This is a genomic window from Devosia sp. A449 (assembly GCF_054489375.1).
In genome coordinates this window covers 359,436-375,292 of the sequence record NZ_JBTMWU010000001.1, presented here as the reverse complement: position 1 = coordinate 375,292, position 15,857 = coordinate 359,436, and the positions used below count along the sequence as shown (strand labels likewise).

The following is a 15,857-nucleotide window of genomic DNA, read 5'->3' as shown; positions in this document are numbered from 1 at the left end:
TGTTTACCTCGGCGCGAAACACAATGCCGGCGCTCGACTACGTGTCGATCATCCGATCGGTCTATGGTGACCGGCGTGCGATGCTGGCTGGCGCCTTTGCCAGCGCGTTGACGGCTGCGCTGACGGCCTATCGGTCCCAGTCGATACCGCTTTATCTCATCGCCCTCGCCTTCATCATCATCGGTCTGCTGCGCTATTTCAACATGCGGGCCTTCTGGCGCGCGGCGATCGACAATGACGATGCCGAAGCCGCCGCACAGTGGGAAAACCGGGCGCTGACCAGTGGTACGGCGCTGGGGCTGGTCTATGGCTTCTGGTGCCTGTTCGCCATGCTGCTGGTCGACGACCCCTTCGCCGAACTGGCCAGCGTATCGCTGTCGATCGCGGCCATGGTGGGGGTCTGCGCCCGCAATTTCGGTCTCGACCGGCTGGTGACGCTGCAGATGCTCTGCGTCATCGTGCCGATGGCGGTTGGCTTTTTCCTGCATGGCGACATTTTTCATCCGGTGCTGGCGGCGTTGCTGATCGTCATGCTGGCCAGCTTTCGCAAGCTGGCCGGAGACATTCGCTCCATCCTGCTCAGCGCGGTGCATGGCCGGGTCGAGGCGTCGCGGCTGGCCAGCGAGCTGGATATGGCCATAACCACGCTGGAGCATGGTCTGTGCATGCTCGATGAGCGTGGCGTGATCTCGGTGGCCAATGAACGCGCGGTGCGGCTGTTCAGCCTGCTCGGCCTGCCTGACCTGATCGGGCAGCGGGTCGCCGAAGTGCTGGAAAATCTTGGGGCCAGCGGCGTGCTGCCGCGCACCGCCGTCGACCGGCTGCTGGATGTGATCGCCCGGCATGTCTCGGGCAAGGTGCTGCTCTGTCTGCCGGCGGGGCGCTATTACGAAGTGTCGGTCAGCGCCCGCCATCAGGCCACCGTGCTGCTGTTCGAAGATATCAGCGAGCGCATTGCCTCCGAAGAGCGCATCAATTTCATGGCGCGACATGATGCGCTGACGGCGCTGCCCAACCGCCCCTATTTCGGCGAACTGGCCAGTGAGGACATGGAGGCAAGGCGCTTTGCCGGGGCTCTGCCGCGCCTCGTGTCGCTGATGATTGTCGACGTCGATGATTTCAAGCATGTCAACGACACGTTCGGCCATCTCGTGGGCGATGAATTGCTGTTGCAGGTGGCGCATCGCCTGCGCCAGACATTGCCGGCCGAAGCCGTGCTGGCGCGGCTGGGTGGCGACGAATTCGTCGTCTATCGCGGCGCGGTGGGCGATGCCGCCCAGGCGCAGCGCGATGCCGATGCCATGCTCGCCGCCTTCGCCGCGCCGTTCAAGCTTGAGGGGCTGACGTTGACGGTCAAGGTCAGTGTCGGGTTGGCCACCAGTGCCAATGTCAGTGAGCAGCTCGACGATCTGATGACCAAGGCCGATCTGGCGCTATATGCGGCCAAGGGCGACGGCAAGGCCCGCAGCCAGATTTTCCATGCCCAGATGGATATCGACTATCATTACCGCCAGCGGCTCAAGAGCGATCTGCGCGAGGCGCTGCAGAATGGTGACCTGACTTTGGTGTTCCAGCCCCTGCTCGATATTGCCACCCGCAAGGTGGTGACCTGCGAGGCGCTGGCACGCTGGGATCATGCCGAGCTGGGCCTGATTCCGCCCTCGACCTTCATTCCTCTGGCCGAAGAGATGGGCCTGATTTCCGAGATCACCGCCTGGGTGATCCTGCGGGCGGCGGCGCAATGCAGCCAGTGGCCGGGCGATGTGGGCGTGGCGGTCAATATCTCGGCGCGTGATTTCCGGGGCAATGATCTGGGGGGGCTGGTCGATCAGGCCCTGGCCAGTTCCGGTCTCGATCCCAAGCGGTTTGAAGTCGAGGTCACCGAAACGGCGGTCATCGAGGAATACGAGATTGCCCATCGCGTGCTCAGCGAGCTGGCCGGCAAGGGCATTGCCATCGCGCTGGACGATTTTGGCACCGGCTATTCCTCGCTGAGCTATCTCAACGCGCTGCCCTTCACCAAGCTCAAGATCGACCGCTCCTTCGTGGCCGATATCGCCAGCAATCCACGGGCTTTGCGGCTCTTGGCCAATGTGGCCCGGCTGGGGCGCGATCTCGATCTGACGGTGATCGCCGAAGGCGTCGAGACCGAGGCCCAGCTCAACGCCATGCTGGAGCAGACCGAGATCCAGCAGGTGCAGGGTTATTTCTTTAGCCGGCCACTGCCGGAGCGCGATATCGGCGAATTGATCGGTCGGCTTAATGCCCGGTCGGTGGTGCGATCAAACCGTCGGCATGGTTAATCACCGTTAACGCTTTGTAAACCATAATCAATTGTCGATCTATCCGCCTCTGGTCGGCGGGTAGCGTCATTTTTCCCCATGCCGTTATGGCTAACGAAAGGTTAATGTCCCGGCGCCACTACGGGGATAATGGGGACATTGGTGATGAGTGCGGCAACGCAAGCAAGCGGCGCGACCTCGCGCTTCGCGCTGACCCTGATCGATTTGCTGGATCGCGTGCAGTATCGCCGCGTCTCGATCGATGAGCAGCTCGATCCGGTGTATCGGCTGCGCTACGAGGCCTATCGGCGCGAAGAGTTCATCCCGATCAATTCCGAACAGATCACCCGCGACGCCTATGACGACGCGGGCAATTGCTATTGTTTCGGGGTCTATATCGACGACAAGCTGGTCAGTTCCATCCGCCTGCACATCGCCACGGCCGAGGACCCGACCTCGCCCAGTCGACGGATCTGGCCCGATGTGCTGGGCGCGATCATCGATTCTGGCGGCAGCTATGTCGATCCCAGCCGCTTCACCGCCGATCATGATGCCTCGCTGGCCTATCCGGCGCTGCCCTATCTGACATTGCGCATGGCGGTAATGGCCTGCGAGCATTTCGACACCACCTACTGCATCTCCTCGGTGCGCCCCGAACATGGTCCGTTCTACAAGCGGGTGTTCGGGCTCGAGCAGATGGCGGGCATCGGCTATTGGGGCGAACTGACCTTCCCGGTCTGCCTGTTCGGCGCCAAGGTGCCGGTGATCTACGACCGCATCATGGACCGGTTTCCGTTTTTCATGTCGACGGCCGAAGAACGCCAGGTGCTGTTTGGCCCCGCCGGCCACGCGCTCTCCGCCATCACGCCCACCGCCCGCCAGGCCCATCGCCTGCGCCTGGTCGGGGCTACGGAAACCGCGTAGCGGATCAACGAGGGGGCCGGCCCAACGCCGGTTCTGATCGGACAGTTGAATAAGTGTCGGGGACGGGCCCGCTTCACTCCGGAACCTATGGGCTGAACCAGGGGGACTACATGTCGCGCCACCCTCCTGTTATGTGACTGTATGAACACCCTTTACACCCTGACGGCCACGGCTAACGACCGACAGGAGATCAAAAAAAGCCGGTTCATTGCCATCGCTGGCGCCGTCAATAATGACGACGCGGCCAAAGCGTTTGTGGCAGCCCATTCCGATCCCACGGCCAATCACAATTGCTGGGCGTGGCGGGTCGGGCAAAGCTACCGCTTCAATGATGACGGCGAGCCCAGTGGCACCGCCGGCAAGCCTATTTTGCAGGCTATTGATGGGCAGGCGCTGGATCGCGTCGCCGTCGTGGTCACGCGCTGGTTCGGTGGCGTGCTGCTCGGTAGCGGTGGGCTCATCCGCGCCTATGGCGGCACCGCCGCCTTGTGCCTGCGCAACGCCGACAAGGCGCCACTCATCGATACCATACCGGCCATGGTGACGTGCCTGTTTGGCGACCTGGCGCTGTTGCAGGCGCGGCTTGGTGCGTTGCCCGGCGTGCAGATGCAGGGCACGACATTCAACGACAGTGGCGCCGAATGGGCGCTTGCCGTGCCACGCAGCGATGCGGACGCGGTGGCACGGCTGGTGACCGATCTGACGAGCGGGCGGGCACTGCTGCGCTTCGAGGAATGAAGGCGTTTCGTCGCGGCCAAGCGCGACCGTGTCGTTGGCCTTGAGCGGCACCAGCCCCTACACTCGACAATTGAAGCAGGAGCCGCTCCCGTATGGAAATTTCTATCGTTGATATCTGCCCAACCCCGGTCGATGGCGATCAGTCGCAGGCCTTTGCCAATGCGGTTGATCTGGCGCAGCGCGCTGAAGCGCTTGGCTTCAAGCGCTATTGGGTGGCTGAGCATCACGGGTCGGCCTCTACGGCGTCACAGGCGCCGGAGGTTTTGATTGCGCATCTGGCGGCGCAGACCAGCACAATTCGCATTGGTTCGGGTGCGGTGCTGCTGAACCATTACAGCCCGCTCAAGGTCGCGGAGCAGTTCAGGACGCTGCACGCGCTGTATCCGGGGCGGATCGATCTGGGCATCGGTCGGGCCTTTGCCGGTCCGGTGGCCGATGTGGCGTTGATGCGGCACCGCGATGGTAAGCGGGTGGACGACTATGCCGAGCAGGTATTCGAGCTGCTGTCGTGGATCAACAACGCCATGCCGGCCGACCATCCCTTTGCCAAGGTGGCCATTGCCCCCGATGTGCCGGGTGCACCGGAGCCGCTATTGCTAGGCTCCAGCCAGTCCAGCCCGCTGTTGGCGGCGCAGCTCGGTCTGGCCTATGTGTTTGCTGGCTTCATTTCGCCGGATGGCGCGGCATCGGCCATCCGCAACTATCGACAGGGCTTCCAGTCCTCGGCGCTGGTGGGCCTCAAACAGCCGCACACCATGCTGGCCATCCATGTGGTGTGCGCCGATACCACTGCAGAAGCCGAGCGCCAGGCCATGCCGGTGCGGCACATGTATGCGCAATTGTCGGAAGGCAAATTTGCCGAGCGTCTTACCACCCCCGATCAGGCGATTGCCCATTTCGGCGGCGTCATTCGCGCTGAAGACGATGCCTGGCCCCGCTTTGTCATTGGCGATCCGGCGCGCGTTGCGTCTATGATCGGGCGCATGATTGAGGAAACCCAGCCGGACGAGCTGATGGTTCAGGACCTGATCACCGACCATCACGCCCGCCGCCGCTCGCATGAGCTGCTGGCCGGTATTTTCGCTGGCCGGTGATGAATTGAGGAGTACAGCCATGATTACTGACGTGGATCGCCGGCATTTGCAGCGTTGTGTCGAGCTGGCCGCACAGGCGCTGACAACGGGCGATGAACCCTTTGGCTCGGTGCTGGTGTCGTCCGATGGGGAAGTGCTGTTCGAGGACCACAATCATGTGGCCGGCGGCGACCACACCCAGCACCCCGAATTCGCCATCGCGCGCTGGGCGGCCAACAATATGGCGCCGGCAGAGCGGGCCAGGGCCACGGTTTACACCTCGGGCGAACACTGCCCGATGTGTGCCGCCGCGCATGGCTGGGTCGGCCTTGGCCGCATCGTCTATGCCAGCTCCTGCCACCAGCTGGGGGAGTGGTTAGCCGAACTCAATGTACCGGCGTCGCCGGTGCGGGCGCTGTCGATCAGTGAAATCATCAACAACGCGCAAGTCGTCGGACCGGTCGAGGAATTTGCCGAGCAGGTTCGGCAGCTGCACATCGCGTTCCACGCCAACGCCAGGTCCGGTGGCTAGCCCGGACAGCAGCTTAAGCGATCGGCTGTGGATCCTCGCCTTCGTCCTCCTCGTCATCTTCGAAGCACTGCCAGAAGAAGGCGTTGAGCTGCTCGTCGGCAGCCGCCTGCGCCGCCTGCAGCCTGATCAGTTCGGCCTTCTTCAGCGCGTATTTCTGGCGATCAGCAGCGGAGAGGTGCTTTGCGGTCGTGTCGTGACGGCGAAAATCGGTGGACATGTTGTTCCAGTCAAATGGCGGTCAACCATGGTTCGGCGCTGTGGCTGGGGCTGCGACCAATCTCGCCCCGGCCCAATAATATCGTGCCGATTTGAATGGAGGAAAATGGTGCCGCCTAGGTGACTCGAACACCTGACCCCATCATTACGAATGATGTGCTCTACCAACTGAGCTAAGGCGGCTCATATTTTTACCTGAAAGTCAAGTAATAAATGGTCTTTTAGTTGAAATCTAGGAGATATACTGCCTAGACTTGCATTTTATACTTCGTTCCCGCACCGATCCGCGTTTTACGAATGATGTGCTCTACCAACTGAGCTAAAGCGGCAACGGGTGGCCTTTTACGTTGGGTTGGCGGCCGGTGCAAGAGGCAACGGGAGTTCCACAGGCAATTGCGGCAATGTGGGCGCGCTGGCACGGCCGGTGACCGTCATCGGCACCTTCCATTCGAAGGCGTCCAGCCGCCCGGTGACCGGCGAGATCGGCTCCCATTCGTCGCTGACCAGCCCATCGGCGGTCCAGGCCGGGTCGCGCGGCGCGCGGACGGCGCGGGCCAGCCATTCGCGGGCCTTGCCCTGGTCGCCGCTCTGGCCTTCTTCGATTTCGGCCATCAGGCTGGCGACACCCTGGGTGGCGTCGGAGCCGGCAAAGGGCTCCAGCGCCAGGCGGGCCCGGGGCCAGTCATAGGCGTCGATGGCGGCGCGGGCCAGGGCCATGCCAGCGGCGCGGCTGGGCGGCGGGCTCTCGATGATTTCGCCGAGGCGCTTCAGCCGTTCCACCGCCGAGGCGCCGGGCTGGGCATGGGCATAGAGCGCGGCGATGTCGGGATGGCCGGTGGCGCGCCAGATGCGGCGCAGCAGGCTCATCGCCTTGCGCGTCTCGCCGCGATTGATGTGGATGCGCGCTGCGATCAGCGCCGCCGGCACAAAATCCGGCAACAGCTTGAGGGCGGTGAGCGCGTGGTCGAGGCCGGCCAGCGGGGCGCTGGTTTCGGCCTCGCGGGCGCGGGCGGTTTCGATCACGGCCTGGCGGCGGCGCTTGCGGGCGCGGTCCTCGCGGCTGCTGGCCTGTTCGACATTGACCATGGCGACGGCTTCGGCCCACTGGCCGCGCTGCGCCAGATCGTTGAAGACGGCATCGGCGGCCCAGCCGCTTTGCGGCGCCAGCGCCAAGGCTTTCCGGGCAAAGGTCAGCGCTGCTTCGGGGCGGTGCTGGGCGCGGGCCTGGTCATAGAGGCCGGTCAGCGCCGCGACAGCAGTTTTTTCATTGGCGATCAGCGCACGATAATGCTCGCGGGCAGCGGGCATATCGCCCAGCGCCAGATCGGCGCGGGCTTCGAGCAGGCGGGCAGCGGCATTGCTGGGCAGGCGAGCCTGCGCGTCGCGGGCCAGAGCGCGGGCGCGGCTGGGGTCGCCGGCCTGCAGCGCCACAATGGCGTCGGACAGCGCCTCGACGCCCTGTTCATGACGGCGCTGGCGATTGCGGCGGGCCATATGGCGCGGCGCGGCGAGGATGCGGCGGATGATGGCCCAGAGGAAGATGACGACAATCGCCACCACGAGGAACATGACGATGGCCGCGCCGAGCCGGGGCTGCATGCGATAACCGCCGGCTTCCAGCGTCAGCGTGCCGGGCAGGGCGATCAGCCAGGCCGCAATGGCGGCGACGACCAGACTGCCAACGATCCAGGAGGCGAGACGGATCATGGTTTGACCTCGCCGGAAAGCGCGTTGGCGCGCACAGCGTCGAGGAAGCGCGCCGCTTCGGCCTGGCTGGTGACCAGCGCCGGCACATCTTCGGCGGCGGCCAGCATTGGCGCGGGCAGAGTGGCTAGCAGGCTTTCGGCGCTCAAAAAGTCGCGGCGGGCAATGGCGCCTTCAAGCCGTGACATCACTGCTTCGGGCGAATCACCGTCGATCTCGCCGGTGGGGCGCAGGGCGATGGCCGAACGGAACCAGTCGAGCGCGCCATCCTGCCATTGGGCGTCGGGATTGGCGGGGCGGCCGGCCAGCATGGCGGGCAGCACGTTGGCGAAGCGGCTGGCAATCACGTCGGGGCGGGCGAGGCCGGTGGTGGCCGCGTTGGCCAGCGCCGTGGGAATGGCGGCCGACGGCAGCGCAGCGCGCAGGGCAGCGAGTTCGCTGGCATAGGGGCGGCCGGTGGCAAAGGCGGTGTCGAGGCCCGACAGAATCAGCGGCAATTGCAGCACTGCGCCAATATCGCTGGGCTGTTCGGCCAGTGTCGCGGTGGTCGCCGTCATGGTGGTGTCGAGACTGCGCAGCCCGGCTTCGGCGGTGCCGAGGCGGGCGGCGACTTCATCAAGCCGTGTGGTCAGCGCGATCAGTTCGGCCCGCAAGCCATCCACGGCGCCGGTATCGGCGGTGGGGGCGGGCGCGGTGGACAGCCGGTCGATGCGGGCGGCCAAAGCGGCAATATCGGTTTCAACGCCGCTGAGATCGGCGGGTTCGCCGGTGGCGGTGGCTGGCGCTGCCGGTTCGGCACTTTCCAGCGCGCCGAGGCGCTGGTTGAGCGTCGCCAACTCGGCCTGGGTGGTCTGGGTCACTGTCTCCAACTCGGGAATGGCGCTGGCGAACTGGGCGAGGCGCGGATCGGCGGGGGCAGGGGCCGCCGGCGGCGTCGGCCACAGGCCAAACCAGGCCAGCCCATAAGCCGCCGCGAGGCCAAGCACGCCACCGGCCACGGCGGCGCCAAGGGCAAAGCGCGATGGTGTGACCACGGGCGGCGCGACAGCTGGCTTGGGGCTGGGCGCCGGGTCCTTGTCGGGCGCAGGCTTGCTCGCGGACGGGCCAGCGCTGGCTTCGCGCGCCTTGAGGTCGAGCACCGGCGGCTTTACCGGGCCGGTTGGCTTGGAATCAGTGCCCTTTGGGTCCGCCATGGCTTGTCCTCATTCGTGGAGGCCGATCATGGCCCAGTTTGCTCGCGGGCAAAAGCCAGTGCGAGCGCCAACATGGCGTCTTCGTCGGGCCGGTCGGCCAGGCTGATGCGGCTGAAGCGGGCGTCGAGCAGGGGCCCGGCGACGGCTTCAGACATGCACAGAACGGCCAGATTGCGCCGCCGTTCCCGCGAGATCGACGCGGCCAGTTCGGCAAAGATCTGCGCCGAGCGGCGCGAATAGGCCAGCACGGCGGTGATCTCGTCGCCCAATTGCGCCAGAATGGTCTCGGGCAGGGCGTCGATCGCCACCATTTCATAGACTTTGGCGGTGACCACCATGATGCCGAGCGGGGCCAGCGCCTTGGCCAGATCGGCGCTCTGATGCTTGCCGGCGGGGTAAAAGATCGGCCCGGGCAGGCGGGCAATGCGCATGGCATTGACCAGATCCTGAAACGCCCCGGCGGCGCTGCTGACCCGGACGAAACCGGCGGCAGAGGCCTCGCGCGCCGTGTGATCGCCCACAGCGAAGACCGGCAGATGGGCAAAGCGCTCGACCATGTTGCGTTCTGCCAGTGAGCGCACCGCATTGGCGCTGGTCAGCACCACGGCGGTAAAACCATCGGGCGGCGGCAGGCTGGAATCGAGCGTCTGGCGCGTCATCACCGGCGCGGCGACGGCCTCAATGCCGAGCGCAGCCAGCCGGTCCAGCGTCGATTGGCCATCCGGTTCCGGCCGTGTCACCAGCATCCGGCTCATTGGCGCGCCCACTGGGCCAGCCAATCGGTGCCGGCCTGCGCCAGCAGATCGGCGCCGACCTGACGGCCAACCGCCAGCGGGTCACCGCCGCTGGCGCCGCTCTCAAAGGCAGTTTGGCCATCGAGGCTGAGAATCTGGCCGCGCAGCGTCACCGTGTCGCCGTCGAGCCGGCTCAGCGCCCCCACCGGGGTGCGGCAGGAGCCGTCCAAGACTTCGAGCATGGCGCGTTCGGCGGCGATCATGGTGTGGGTTGGCGCGTGGTCCAGCGCCGCGATCAGTTTTGCCATGCGGGAATCGTCGCTGCGCACCGCGAGGCCAATTGCCCCTTGCGCCGGCGCGGGCAAAAACACTTCGGGGTCGAGCAAGGCAGTGGCGCGGTGGCCCTCGCCCAGCCGGTTCAGCCCGGCCATGGCCAGCAGCGTCGCATCGGCCACACCGTCGAGCAGCTTTTGCAGCCGCGTACCGACATTGCCGCGGAATGCCACGATTTCGAGATCCGGCCGCACCCGGCGCACCTGGGCGGCGCGGCGAATCGAGGAGGTGCCGAATTTAGCGCGCTCGGCCAGATGGTCGAGGCTTTGCACCTTCACTGACAGGAAAGCGTCGCGCACGTCTTCGCGCTCGAGGAAGGCCGCCAGCGTAATGCCGTCGGGCAGGCGCGTGGCCACGTCCTTGCTGGAATGCACGCCGATATCGACGCGGCCGGACAGCATGGCCTCGTCGATTTCCTTGGTGAACAGGCCCTTGCCGCCGATTTCTTCGAGGCTGGCATTGCTGGCCTGGCTGCGGTCGCCGCCGGTGGAAATCACCTCGATGGCGATGTCGTCTTCGGGCACGCCGTTGGCTTCGCTCAACAGGCGCCGCACCAGCCGCGCCTGGGCCAGTGCCAGCGGACTACCGCGCGTTCCGATCCGGGCGAAGGGGGCTGACGATTGCAATGTCTTTGCTTCCTATAGTAGGCAGGGCCGTCGTTGAATTTCGCCGCTATCGCGAAACCCGGCACAAGCTTTTCTGCATTCTGCTCCAGAGGGAGTAACCAGTTCGTCGTGACCGGGCAAGCGCCAGCCATAATCCTTGGTATCGAGACCAGCTGCGATGAAACCGCGGCCGCCATTGTGCGGCGCGACGCAGCCGGCCAGGGCACGATTGTGTCCAATGTGGTGCGAACCCAGCTCGATGAACATGCGGCATTCGGCGGCGTGGTGCCCGAACTGGCGGCGCGCGCCCATGTCACCTATCTCGATCACATCATTGCCCAGGCCTGCCGCGAGGCCGGCATAAGGCTGGACGAGGTCGATGCCATCGCCGCCACCGCTGGTCCGGGGCTGATCGGCGGCGTGCTGGTCGGGCTCACCACCGCCAAGGCGTTGGCCGCCGCCTTGGACAAGCCGATCATCGCGGTCAATCATCTGGAAGCCCATGCGCTGACGGCGAGACTGACCGATGGGGTGCATTTTCCCTATCTGATGCTGCTGGTGTCGGGCGGCCATAGCCAGTTCGTGCTGGTGCGCGGCGTCGGCGATTATCAGCGCTGGGGCACCACGATCGATGACGCGCTGGGCGAAGCCTTCGACAAGGTGGCCAAGCTGCTCAGCCTCGGCCCGCCCGGTGGGCCGGCGGTGGAGCAGCTCGCCAAGTCCGGCGATCCGAAACGCTTCAAATTTCCGCGACCGTTGCTGCGCGAGGCGCGGCTGGATTTCTCCTTCTCCGGGCTCAAGACTGCGGTGCGGCTACAGGCCGAAGCGCTGGCGCCGCTGAGCAATCAGGATGTCGCCGATATTGCCGCCAGCTTTCAGGCGGCGGTGGCTGAAGTGGTCGCGGTGCGCGCCGGGCAGGCGCTGGAGCGGTTCAAGGCTGAATTGCCCGATGCTGCGCCGCAACTGGTGGTGGCCGGCGGCGTTGCAGCTAATCGCACCATTGCGGCGGCGCTCGAAATCGTCTGCGCCAAGGCTGGCGCGACGCTGATCGTGCCGCCGATTGCGCTGTGCACCGATAATGGCGCGATGGTCGCCTGGGCTGGGGCAGAACGTTTCGCCTTGGGCGTCGAAAATACCCTCGATTTCACCGCGCGGCCGCGCTGGCCGCTCGATCTCGACGATATGAGGATTGGCCCCAATGCAGCTTGAAACTGTGAGCGTCATCGGTGGCGGTGCCTGGGGCACCGCGCTGGCGCAGGCCGCGGCGATGGCCGGCCGTAAGGTCGCGTTGGTGGCGCGGGACGCGGCGCAAGTTGCTGAAATCAACAGCCAGCACAGCAACGCCCGCTATCTCGGCAGCCAGCAACTGCATCCCGGCATCATCGCCGCGACCAGCGCCGCCCCCGCCGATTTCATCATTCTCGCCGTGCCGGCGCAATCGAGCCGGGCCGCTCTGGCGGCGCTCGATCCGGCGTTGCTGGCCGGCCGGCCGGTGATCCTGTCGGCCAAGGGGCTGGAGACCGGCACGCTGGATCGGCAGAGCGAAATCCTCATCGATATGGCGCCCACTGCCATCCCCTATGTGCTGTCCGGCCCCAGCTTTGCCGTCGATGTCGCGGCGGGCCGCCCCACGGCGGTGACGCTGGCGGGGGACGATGCCGAAGCCACCTCAATGCTGGCGGCCGCTTTGGCAGGCCCCAGTTTCCGCCCCTATGCTGCCGATGACCGTATCGGCGTCGAAATCGCCGGGGCGCTGAAAAATGTCTATGCGCTGGCCTGTGGTGCCGTCGATGGCGCCGGGCTCGGCGCGTCGGCCCGTTCGGCGCTGATTGCCCGCGCCTATGCCGAAATGGCCCGCATGGTGTCGGCCATGGGCGGCTCGGCGACAACGCTCACCGGGCTGGCCGGGCTGGGCGACCTGACGCTGACCTGCACCTCGGAGCAGTCGCGCAATTATCAGTTCGGCATGGCGCTAGGGCGCGGCGAGAGCGTCGAGGTGATCCTGGCCGGCGGCGCCAAGCTGGCCGAGGGTGTCGCCACCGCGCCGGTGGCGGAAGCGCTGGCCAAAAGCCTCGATGTCGATACCCCGCTGGTGCAGGCGGTCAATGCCGTGCTCACCCGCAAGGCCAATATCGCCACTATTGTTGCGGGGCTAATGTCCCGCCCACTCAAACGAGAGGATTGAACTCCATGTTGTTCGCCATGATCGCCAAGGACGCACCCGGAACTACCGACAAGCGCCTGGCCGTGCGCCCGGTGCATTTGCAGCATCTGGAAGCCCTGGGCCAGCAGCTGCGGCTGGCCGGCGCGCTGCTCGACGCCACCGGCACGCCCGAGGGGTCGCTGATGGTGGTGGAAGCCGAGACGATCGAAGCGGCAACGGCGATTTTCTACGCCGATCCGTTCGTGTCCGAGGGCATTTTCGGCAGCATCGAGATCAAGCCCTGGCGCATCGCCTTTGATCACATGTCACCCAAGGCCTAGTGTCATGGCTTATTGGCTGATGAAATCGGAGCCCGATGTGTTCTCCTTTGAGGACATGCAGGCCACGACGGCGCGCGGCGAACCCGAAGCCTGGCATGGGGTGCGCAATTATGCGGCGCGCAACAATATGCGGGCCATGGCGCTGGGCGATCTGGCGTTTTTCTACCACTCCAATATCGGCAAGGAGATTGTCGGCATCATCAAGGTGGTCGGCCTGTCGCACCCCGACGATACCGCCGAGCTCAATGCCAAGGGCGAAGTGGTGTGGGATTGCGTCGATGTCGAAGCGGTCAAGCCGCTGCCCAAGCCCGTAACGCTGGCCACGGTCAAAGCCACGCCCGAATTGTCCGAGCTGGAACTGGTCAAGCTCTCGCGCTTGTCGGTGTCCAAGGTCGGCCAGGCCGAATGGGATTTGATTTGCAAGATGGGCGGGCTCTGAGCTCGTCTATTTGGCCGCTTCCGATCCCCTCTGAGCGGCGCTAACCTGCCCCACGCGCAAAAGGGCGCTTGGGGAGTTCAATCATGTCGCATTTCGCCGTCAATTGGCTGGCCGTCGTGCTGGCCACCGTCGTGAGCTGGGGCGCCGGCGCCGGCTGGTACATGCTGTTTTCCAAGCAATGGCTGGCCGCGATCGGCAAGAAGCCGGAAGACATCAACCGGGCCGATTACACGCCCTATATCTGGTCGGTGGTGTGCCTGGCGGTGATGGCCTATTTCATCGCCCTGCTGACGCCGGCGCTGCTCGGCTCGCTCAGCGTCACCAATGGGCTGATCGTCGGCGCCCATATGTGGCTGGGCTTTGTGCTGACATCCATGGTGCTCAACCACCGCTATGCCGGCTCGCCCTGGTCACGCACCGTCATCGATGGCGGCTATCTGCTGGTCGTGCTGCTGCTCGATGGCGCCATCATTGGCGTGTTTGGCTAAGTAGCAGGCACCCACAAACTCGGTGTCACCAATCCACGCTCGTCACCCTCGGGCTCGACCCGAGGGTTCTTGCGATGCGGCAAGTACAACGCCCTCGGGTCAAGCCCGAGGGTGACGATTGGCGCGAGTGGGCAAGTCGCGGGAGCTCAGCTCTCCACCACAATCGGCGGCACATGCTTGGGCTCGGCCTCGGGGGCATATTTGTTCAGCAGGCTGACCTGGCTGATGGAGAAAATCACGGTCAGCGGCATCACGCCCCAGACCTTGAATGCCACCCAGATATCGGTCGAAAAATTGCGCCACAGCACTTCGTTGATGATGGCCAGCACCACGAAAAACAGGCCCCAATTCAGCGTCAGCTTGCTCCAGCCCTCGGGGCGGAGCTTATAGACGTCGCCAAACACATATTTCAGCAGGGAGTGGCCGAACACCAACCCGCCCAGCAGCACCGCCGCGAACAGGCCATTGGTGATGGTCGGCTTGATCTTGATGAAAGTGTCGTCCTGCAGCCACAGCGTCAGCCCGCCAAACACCAGCACCACGACGCCGGTGACCAGTGGCATGACGGCAATCTTCTTGAGCAGCAGCCAGGTCAGCACCAGCGACACCACCATGGCGCCCATGAACCAGGCGGTGGCGGTGAAAATATCGGCGCGGGCATTGGCGATGAAGAAGATCACCAGCGGACCGAGCTCAAGCCCCATCTTGATGAGCTGGGGACGCAATTCGTCCCAGTTGAGCTCGGGTTCGGCTTTGTCGGTCATGGCAATGGTCTCTAAACGGCATCAAAGGGCAATGTGAGCGCTGAGGCTCGCCCATGCAAGGGCGGGATAGGCCTCAAGCATGGTCAGATTGGGGCTATTCCCGCCCGGCAATCGCCTGCGCGAACTCGCTGGCGGTAAAGGGTTCGAGATCGCCGACGCCTTCGCCGACGCCGATGAAATGCACCGGCAGGCCAAATTTCTGCGCAATGGCCACCAGAATGCCGCCGCGTGCCGTGCCATCCAGCTTGGTCATTACCAGCCCGGTCACCCCGGCGCGCTTGCCGAAAATCTCCACCTGTCGCAGCGCATTCTGCCCGGTGGTAGCGTCGAGCGTCAGCAGCGTGGCGTGCGGCGCGGTGGGGTCGACCTTCTTGATGACGCGGATGATCTTTTCCAGCTCATTCATCAACTCGTCGCGGTTCTGCAGCCGCCCGGCGGTGTCGATGATCAGCACATCGCGGCCTTCGGCACGGGCCTGGGTCACTGCGTCAAAGGCGAGGCCCGAGGCGTCGGAGCCGGCCGGGCGGGTGATCACCGGCGCATTGGTGCGCTGGCCCCAGACCTGGAGCTGTTCAATCGCCGCGGCGCGAAACGTGTCGCCCGCCGCCAGCATCACCGATTTGCCCTCGGCGGTAAATTTCTGCGCCAGCTTGCCGATGGTGGTGGTCTTGCCCGAGCCATTGACCCCGATCATCAGGATGATGAAGGGCTTTTGCGCCGGGTCGATTTCCAGCGGCCGGGCCACCGGCCCAAGCACTTTTTCCACTTCGGCGGCCAGCACGGCGCGCACATCCTCGCCCGACACATCCTTGTCAAAGCGGTCGCGGCGCAGGGTTTCGGTAATGGCGGTGGCCGTCTCGATGCCCAGATCGGCCTGGATCAGCACGTCTTCCAGCTCGTCGAGCGTCGCCGCATCCAGCTTGCGCTTGGTGAAGACCGAGGTGATCGAGCCGGTGAGCTGATCCGACGAGCGCTTGAGGCCACCGGCCAACCGGGCAAACCAGCCCTGGCGCGGGGCCTCTTCGGCGACGTTCACCGGAGCGAGCGGCGCAACCGAGGCAGGGGCGGCGACCAGTCGGTCTTCCACCTCCTCGACATAATCGGGCGTGGTTTCGGGTGGACCGGGTTGCGGCACGACGTCCGGTTCGGGGGTAGGCGCAGGCGCTGGTTCTGGAATCGGCTCAGGCGTCGGCGCCACCGGTTCCGGTGCTGGCACTGACGCCGGCACGGCCTCGGGCAGCGCTTCCGGCGGCGCGGGTGGTTGCACCGGCGTCTCGCCGCCAAACAGGCGCTTGAAAAATCCCGGCTTCTTGTCGGTCATAAATGTGCCTTCAATTCCAAACCATGC

The 15,857-nt window shown here is 65.0% G+C and carries 17 protein-coding genes and 1 tRNA gene; 10 read left to right on the top strand and 8 right to left on the bottom strand.

Annotation, left to right across the window (positions count from 1 at the left end; translation table 11 throughout):
- Window positions 1-23 precede the first annotated feature (23 nt).
- From ACX3OW_RS01830 to ACX3OW_RS01810, 5 genes are all read left to right on the top strand, one after another.
- Window positions 24-2,303 (top strand): putative bifunctional diguanylate cyclase/phosphodiesterase, encoded by a 2,280-nt coding sequence (locus ACX3OW_RS01830; RefSeq protein WP_459094030.1) that lies wholly within the window; start codon window positions 24-26, stop codon window positions 2,301-2,303.
- 144 nt (window positions 2,304-2,447) lie between these two features.
- Window positions 2,448-3,206, top strand: a complete 759-nt coding sequence (locus tag ACX3OW_RS01825; protein ID WP_459094029.1) for an N-acyl amino acid synthase FeeM domain-containing protein — start codon at window positions 2,448-2,450, stop codon at window positions 3,204-3,206.
- Window positions 3,207-3,347: 141 nt separating this feature from the next.
- The gene (locus ACX3OW_RS01820; protein WP_459094028.1) at window positions 3,348-3,944 is read left to right on the top strand and encodes an IMPACT family protein; all 597 of its coding nucleotides are present in this window, start codon (window positions 3,348-3,350) and stop codon (window positions 3,942-3,944) included.
- Window positions 3,945-4,036: 92 nt separating this feature from the next.
- Window positions 4,037-5,038, top strand: coding sequence for an LLM class flavin-dependent oxidoreductase (locus ACX3OW_RS01815; RefSeq protein ID WP_459094027.1), 1,002 nt, complete (start codon window positions 4,037-4,039; stop codon window positions 5,036-5,038).
- 19 nt (window positions 5,039-5,057) lie between these two features.
- Window positions 5,058-5,549 carry a nucleoside deaminase gene (locus ACX3OW_RS01810; RefSeq protein ID WP_459094026.1) on the top strand — a complete coding sequence of 164 codons (492 nt, stop codon included), beginning with the start codon at window positions 5,058-5,060 and terminating at the stop codon, window positions 5,547-5,549.
- 13 nt (window positions 5,550-5,562) lie between these two features.
- On the opposite strand, the gene ACX3OW_RS01805 is transcribed toward ACX3OW_RS01810, so the two are convergent.
- The 6 genes from ACX3OW_RS01805 to hemC all read right to left on the bottom strand — a co-directional run bounded on the left by ACX3OW_RS01805 (window position 5,563) and on the right by hemC (window position 10,355).
- Window positions 5,563-5,766 carry a hypothetical protein gene (locus tag ACX3OW_RS01805; protein ID WP_459094025.1) on the bottom strand — a complete coding sequence of 68 codons (204 nt, stop codon included), beginning with the start codon at window positions 5,764-5,766 and terminating at the stop codon, window positions 5,563-5,565.
- A 106-nt stretch (window positions 5,767-5,872) separates the two neighbouring features.
- Window positions 5,873-5,948 (bottom strand) — tRNA-Thr (locus ACX3OW_RS01800).
- Between the two features lie 159 nt (window positions 5,949-6,107).
- Window positions 6,108-7,472, bottom strand: a complete 1,365-nt coding sequence (locus ACX3OW_RS01795; protein ID WP_459094024.1) for a heme biosynthesis HemY N-terminal domain-containing protein — start codon at window positions 7,470-7,472, stop codon at window positions 6,108-6,110.
- Entirely contained in the window at window positions 7,469-8,662 is a 1,194-nt protein-coding gene (locus ACX3OW_RS01790; protein ID WP_459094023.1) for a COG4223 family protein, read from the bottom strand. Before ACX3OW_RS01790 ends, ACX3OW_RS01795 begins: the two co-directional genes overlap by 4 nt.
- Before the next feature lie 26 nt (window positions 8,663-8,688).
- The gene (locus ACX3OW_RS01785; RefSeq protein WP_459094022.1) at window positions 8,689-9,417 is read right to left on the bottom strand and encodes a uroporphyrinogen-III synthase; all 729 of its coding nucleotides are present in this window, start codon (window positions 9,415-9,417) and stop codon (window positions 8,689-8,691) included.
- On the bottom strand, window positions 9,414-10,355 hold the full coding sequence (gene hemC / locus ACX3OW_RS01780; protein WP_459094021.1) for a hydroxymethylbilane synthase: 942 nt from the start codon (window positions 10,353-10,355) through the stop codon (window positions 9,414-9,416). The genes ACX3OW_RS01785 and hemC overlap by 4 nt, the downstream gene beginning before the upstream one ends.
- A 129-nt stretch (window positions 10,356-10,484) precedes the next feature.
- Between hemC and tsaD the strand changes: the two genes are divergently transcribed.
- From tsaD to ACX3OW_RS01755, 5 genes are all read left to right on the top strand, one after another.
- Entirely contained in the window at window positions 10,485-11,543 is a 1,059-nt protein-coding gene (gene tsaD, locus ACX3OW_RS01775) for a tRNA (adenosine(37)-N6)-threonylcarbamoyltransferase complex transferase subunit TsaD (protein WP_459094783.1), read from the top strand.
- Entirely contained in the window at window positions 11,533-12,519 is a 987-nt protein-coding gene (locus ACX3OW_RS01770; protein ID WP_459094020.1) for an NAD(P)H-dependent glycerol-3-phosphate dehydrogenase, read from the top strand. The genes tsaD and ACX3OW_RS01770 overlap by 11 nt, the downstream gene beginning before the upstream one ends.
- Before the next feature lie 5 nt (window positions 12,520-12,524).
- The gene (locus tag ACX3OW_RS01765) at window positions 12,525-12,818 is read left to right on the top strand and encodes a YciI family protein (protein WP_459094019.1); all 294 of its coding nucleotides are present in this window, start codon (window positions 12,525-12,527) and stop codon (window positions 12,816-12,818) included.
- Between the two features lie 4 nt (window positions 12,819-12,822).
- Window positions 12,823-13,257, top strand: coding sequence for an EVE domain-containing protein (locus ACX3OW_RS01760; RefSeq protein ID WP_459094018.1), 435 nt, complete (start codon window positions 12,823-12,825; stop codon window positions 13,255-13,257).
- Between the two features lie 83 nt (window positions 13,258-13,340).
- Complete coding sequence (locus tag ACX3OW_RS01755; protein WP_459094017.1) at window positions 13,341-13,745, top strand: DUF1761 domain-containing protein; 405 nt, start codon at window positions 13,341-13,343, stop codon at window positions 13,743-13,745.
- A gap of 146 nt (window positions 13,746-13,891) precedes the next feature.
- Here the strand turns inward: ACX3OW_RS01755 and ACX3OW_RS01750 are convergent, their stop codons facing one another.
- Together ACX3OW_RS01750 and ftsY are read right to left on the bottom strand one after the other, a co-directional pair.
- Entirely contained in the window at window positions 13,892-14,509 is a 618-nt protein-coding gene (locus ACX3OW_RS01750) for a septation protein A (protein WP_459094016.1), read from the bottom strand.
- Between the two features lie 94 nt (window positions 14,510-14,603).
- The gene (gene ftsY / locus ACX3OW_RS01745) at window positions 14,604-15,830 is read right to left on the bottom strand and encodes a signal recognition particle-docking protein FtsY (RefSeq protein WP_459094015.1); all 1,227 of its coding nucleotides are present in this window, start codon (window positions 15,828-15,830) and stop codon (window positions 14,604-14,606) included.
- Between the last annotated feature and the right edge of the window lie 27 nt (window positions 15,831-15,857).

What these genes read in the sequence shown, in the direction of transcription:
- ACX3OW_RS01830 (WP_459094030.1), top strand. Translation starts at nt 24, where the DNA reads ATGCCGGCGCTCGACTACGTGTCGATCATCCGATCGGTCTATGGTGAC.
- ACX3OW_RS01825 (WP_459094029.1), top strand. Translation starts at nt 2,448, where the DNA reads ATGAGTGCGGCAACGCAAGCAAGCGGCGCGACCTCGCGCTTCGCGCTG.
- ACX3OW_RS01820 (WP_459094028.1), top strand. Translation starts at nt 3,348, where the DNA reads ATGAACACCCTTTACACCCTGACGGCCACGGCTAACGACCGACAGGAG.
- ACX3OW_RS01815 (WP_459094027.1), top strand. Translation starts at nt 4,037, where the DNA reads ATGGAAATTTCTATCGTTGATATCTGCCCAACCCCGGTCGATGGCGAT.
- ACX3OW_RS01810 (WP_459094026.1), top strand. Translation starts at nt 5,058, where the DNA reads ATGATTACTGACGTGGATCGCCGGCATTTGCAGCGTTGTGTCGAGCTG.
- ACX3OW_RS01805 (WP_459094025.1), bottom strand. Translation starts at nt 5,766, where the DNA reads ATGTCCACCGATTTTCGCCGTCACGACACGACCGCAAAGCACCTCTCC.
- ACX3OW_RS01795 (WP_459094024.1), bottom strand. Translation starts at nt 7,472, where the DNA reads ATGATCCGTCTCGCCTCCTGGATCGTTGGCAGTCTGGTCGTCGCCGCC.
- ACX3OW_RS01790 (WP_459094023.1), bottom strand. Translation starts at nt 8,662, where the DNA reads ATGGCGGACCCAAAGGGCACTGATTCCAAGCCAACCGGCCCGGTAAAG.
- ACX3OW_RS01785 (WP_459094022.1), bottom strand. Translation starts at nt 9,417, where the DNA reads ATGAGCCGGATGCTGGTGACACGGCCGGAACCGGATGGCCAATCGACG.
- ACX3OW_RS01770 (WP_459094020.1), top strand. Translation starts at nt 11,533, where the DNA reads ATGCAGCTTGAAACTGTGAGCGTCATCGGTGGCGGTGCCTGGGGCACC.
- ACX3OW_RS01765 (WP_459094019.1), top strand. Translation starts at nt 12,525, where the DNA reads ATGTTGTTCGCCATGATCGCCAAGGACGCACCCGGAACTACCGACAAG.
- ACX3OW_RS01760 (WP_459094018.1), top strand. Translation starts at nt 12,823, where the DNA reads ATGGCTTATTGGCTGATGAAATCGGAGCCCGATGTGTTCTCCTTTGAG.
- ACX3OW_RS01755 (WP_459094017.1), top strand. Translation starts at nt 13,341, where the DNA reads ATGTCGCATTTCGCCGTCAATTGGCTGGCCGTCGTGCTGGCCACCGTC.
- ACX3OW_RS01750 (WP_459094016.1), bottom strand. Translation starts at nt 14,509, where the DNA reads ATGACCGACAAAGCCGAACCCGAGCTCAACTGGGACGAATTGCGTCCC.
- ftsY (WP_459094015.1), bottom strand. Translation starts at nt 15,830, where the DNA reads ATGACCGACAAGAAGCCGGGATTTTTCAAGCGCCTGTTTGGCGGCGAG.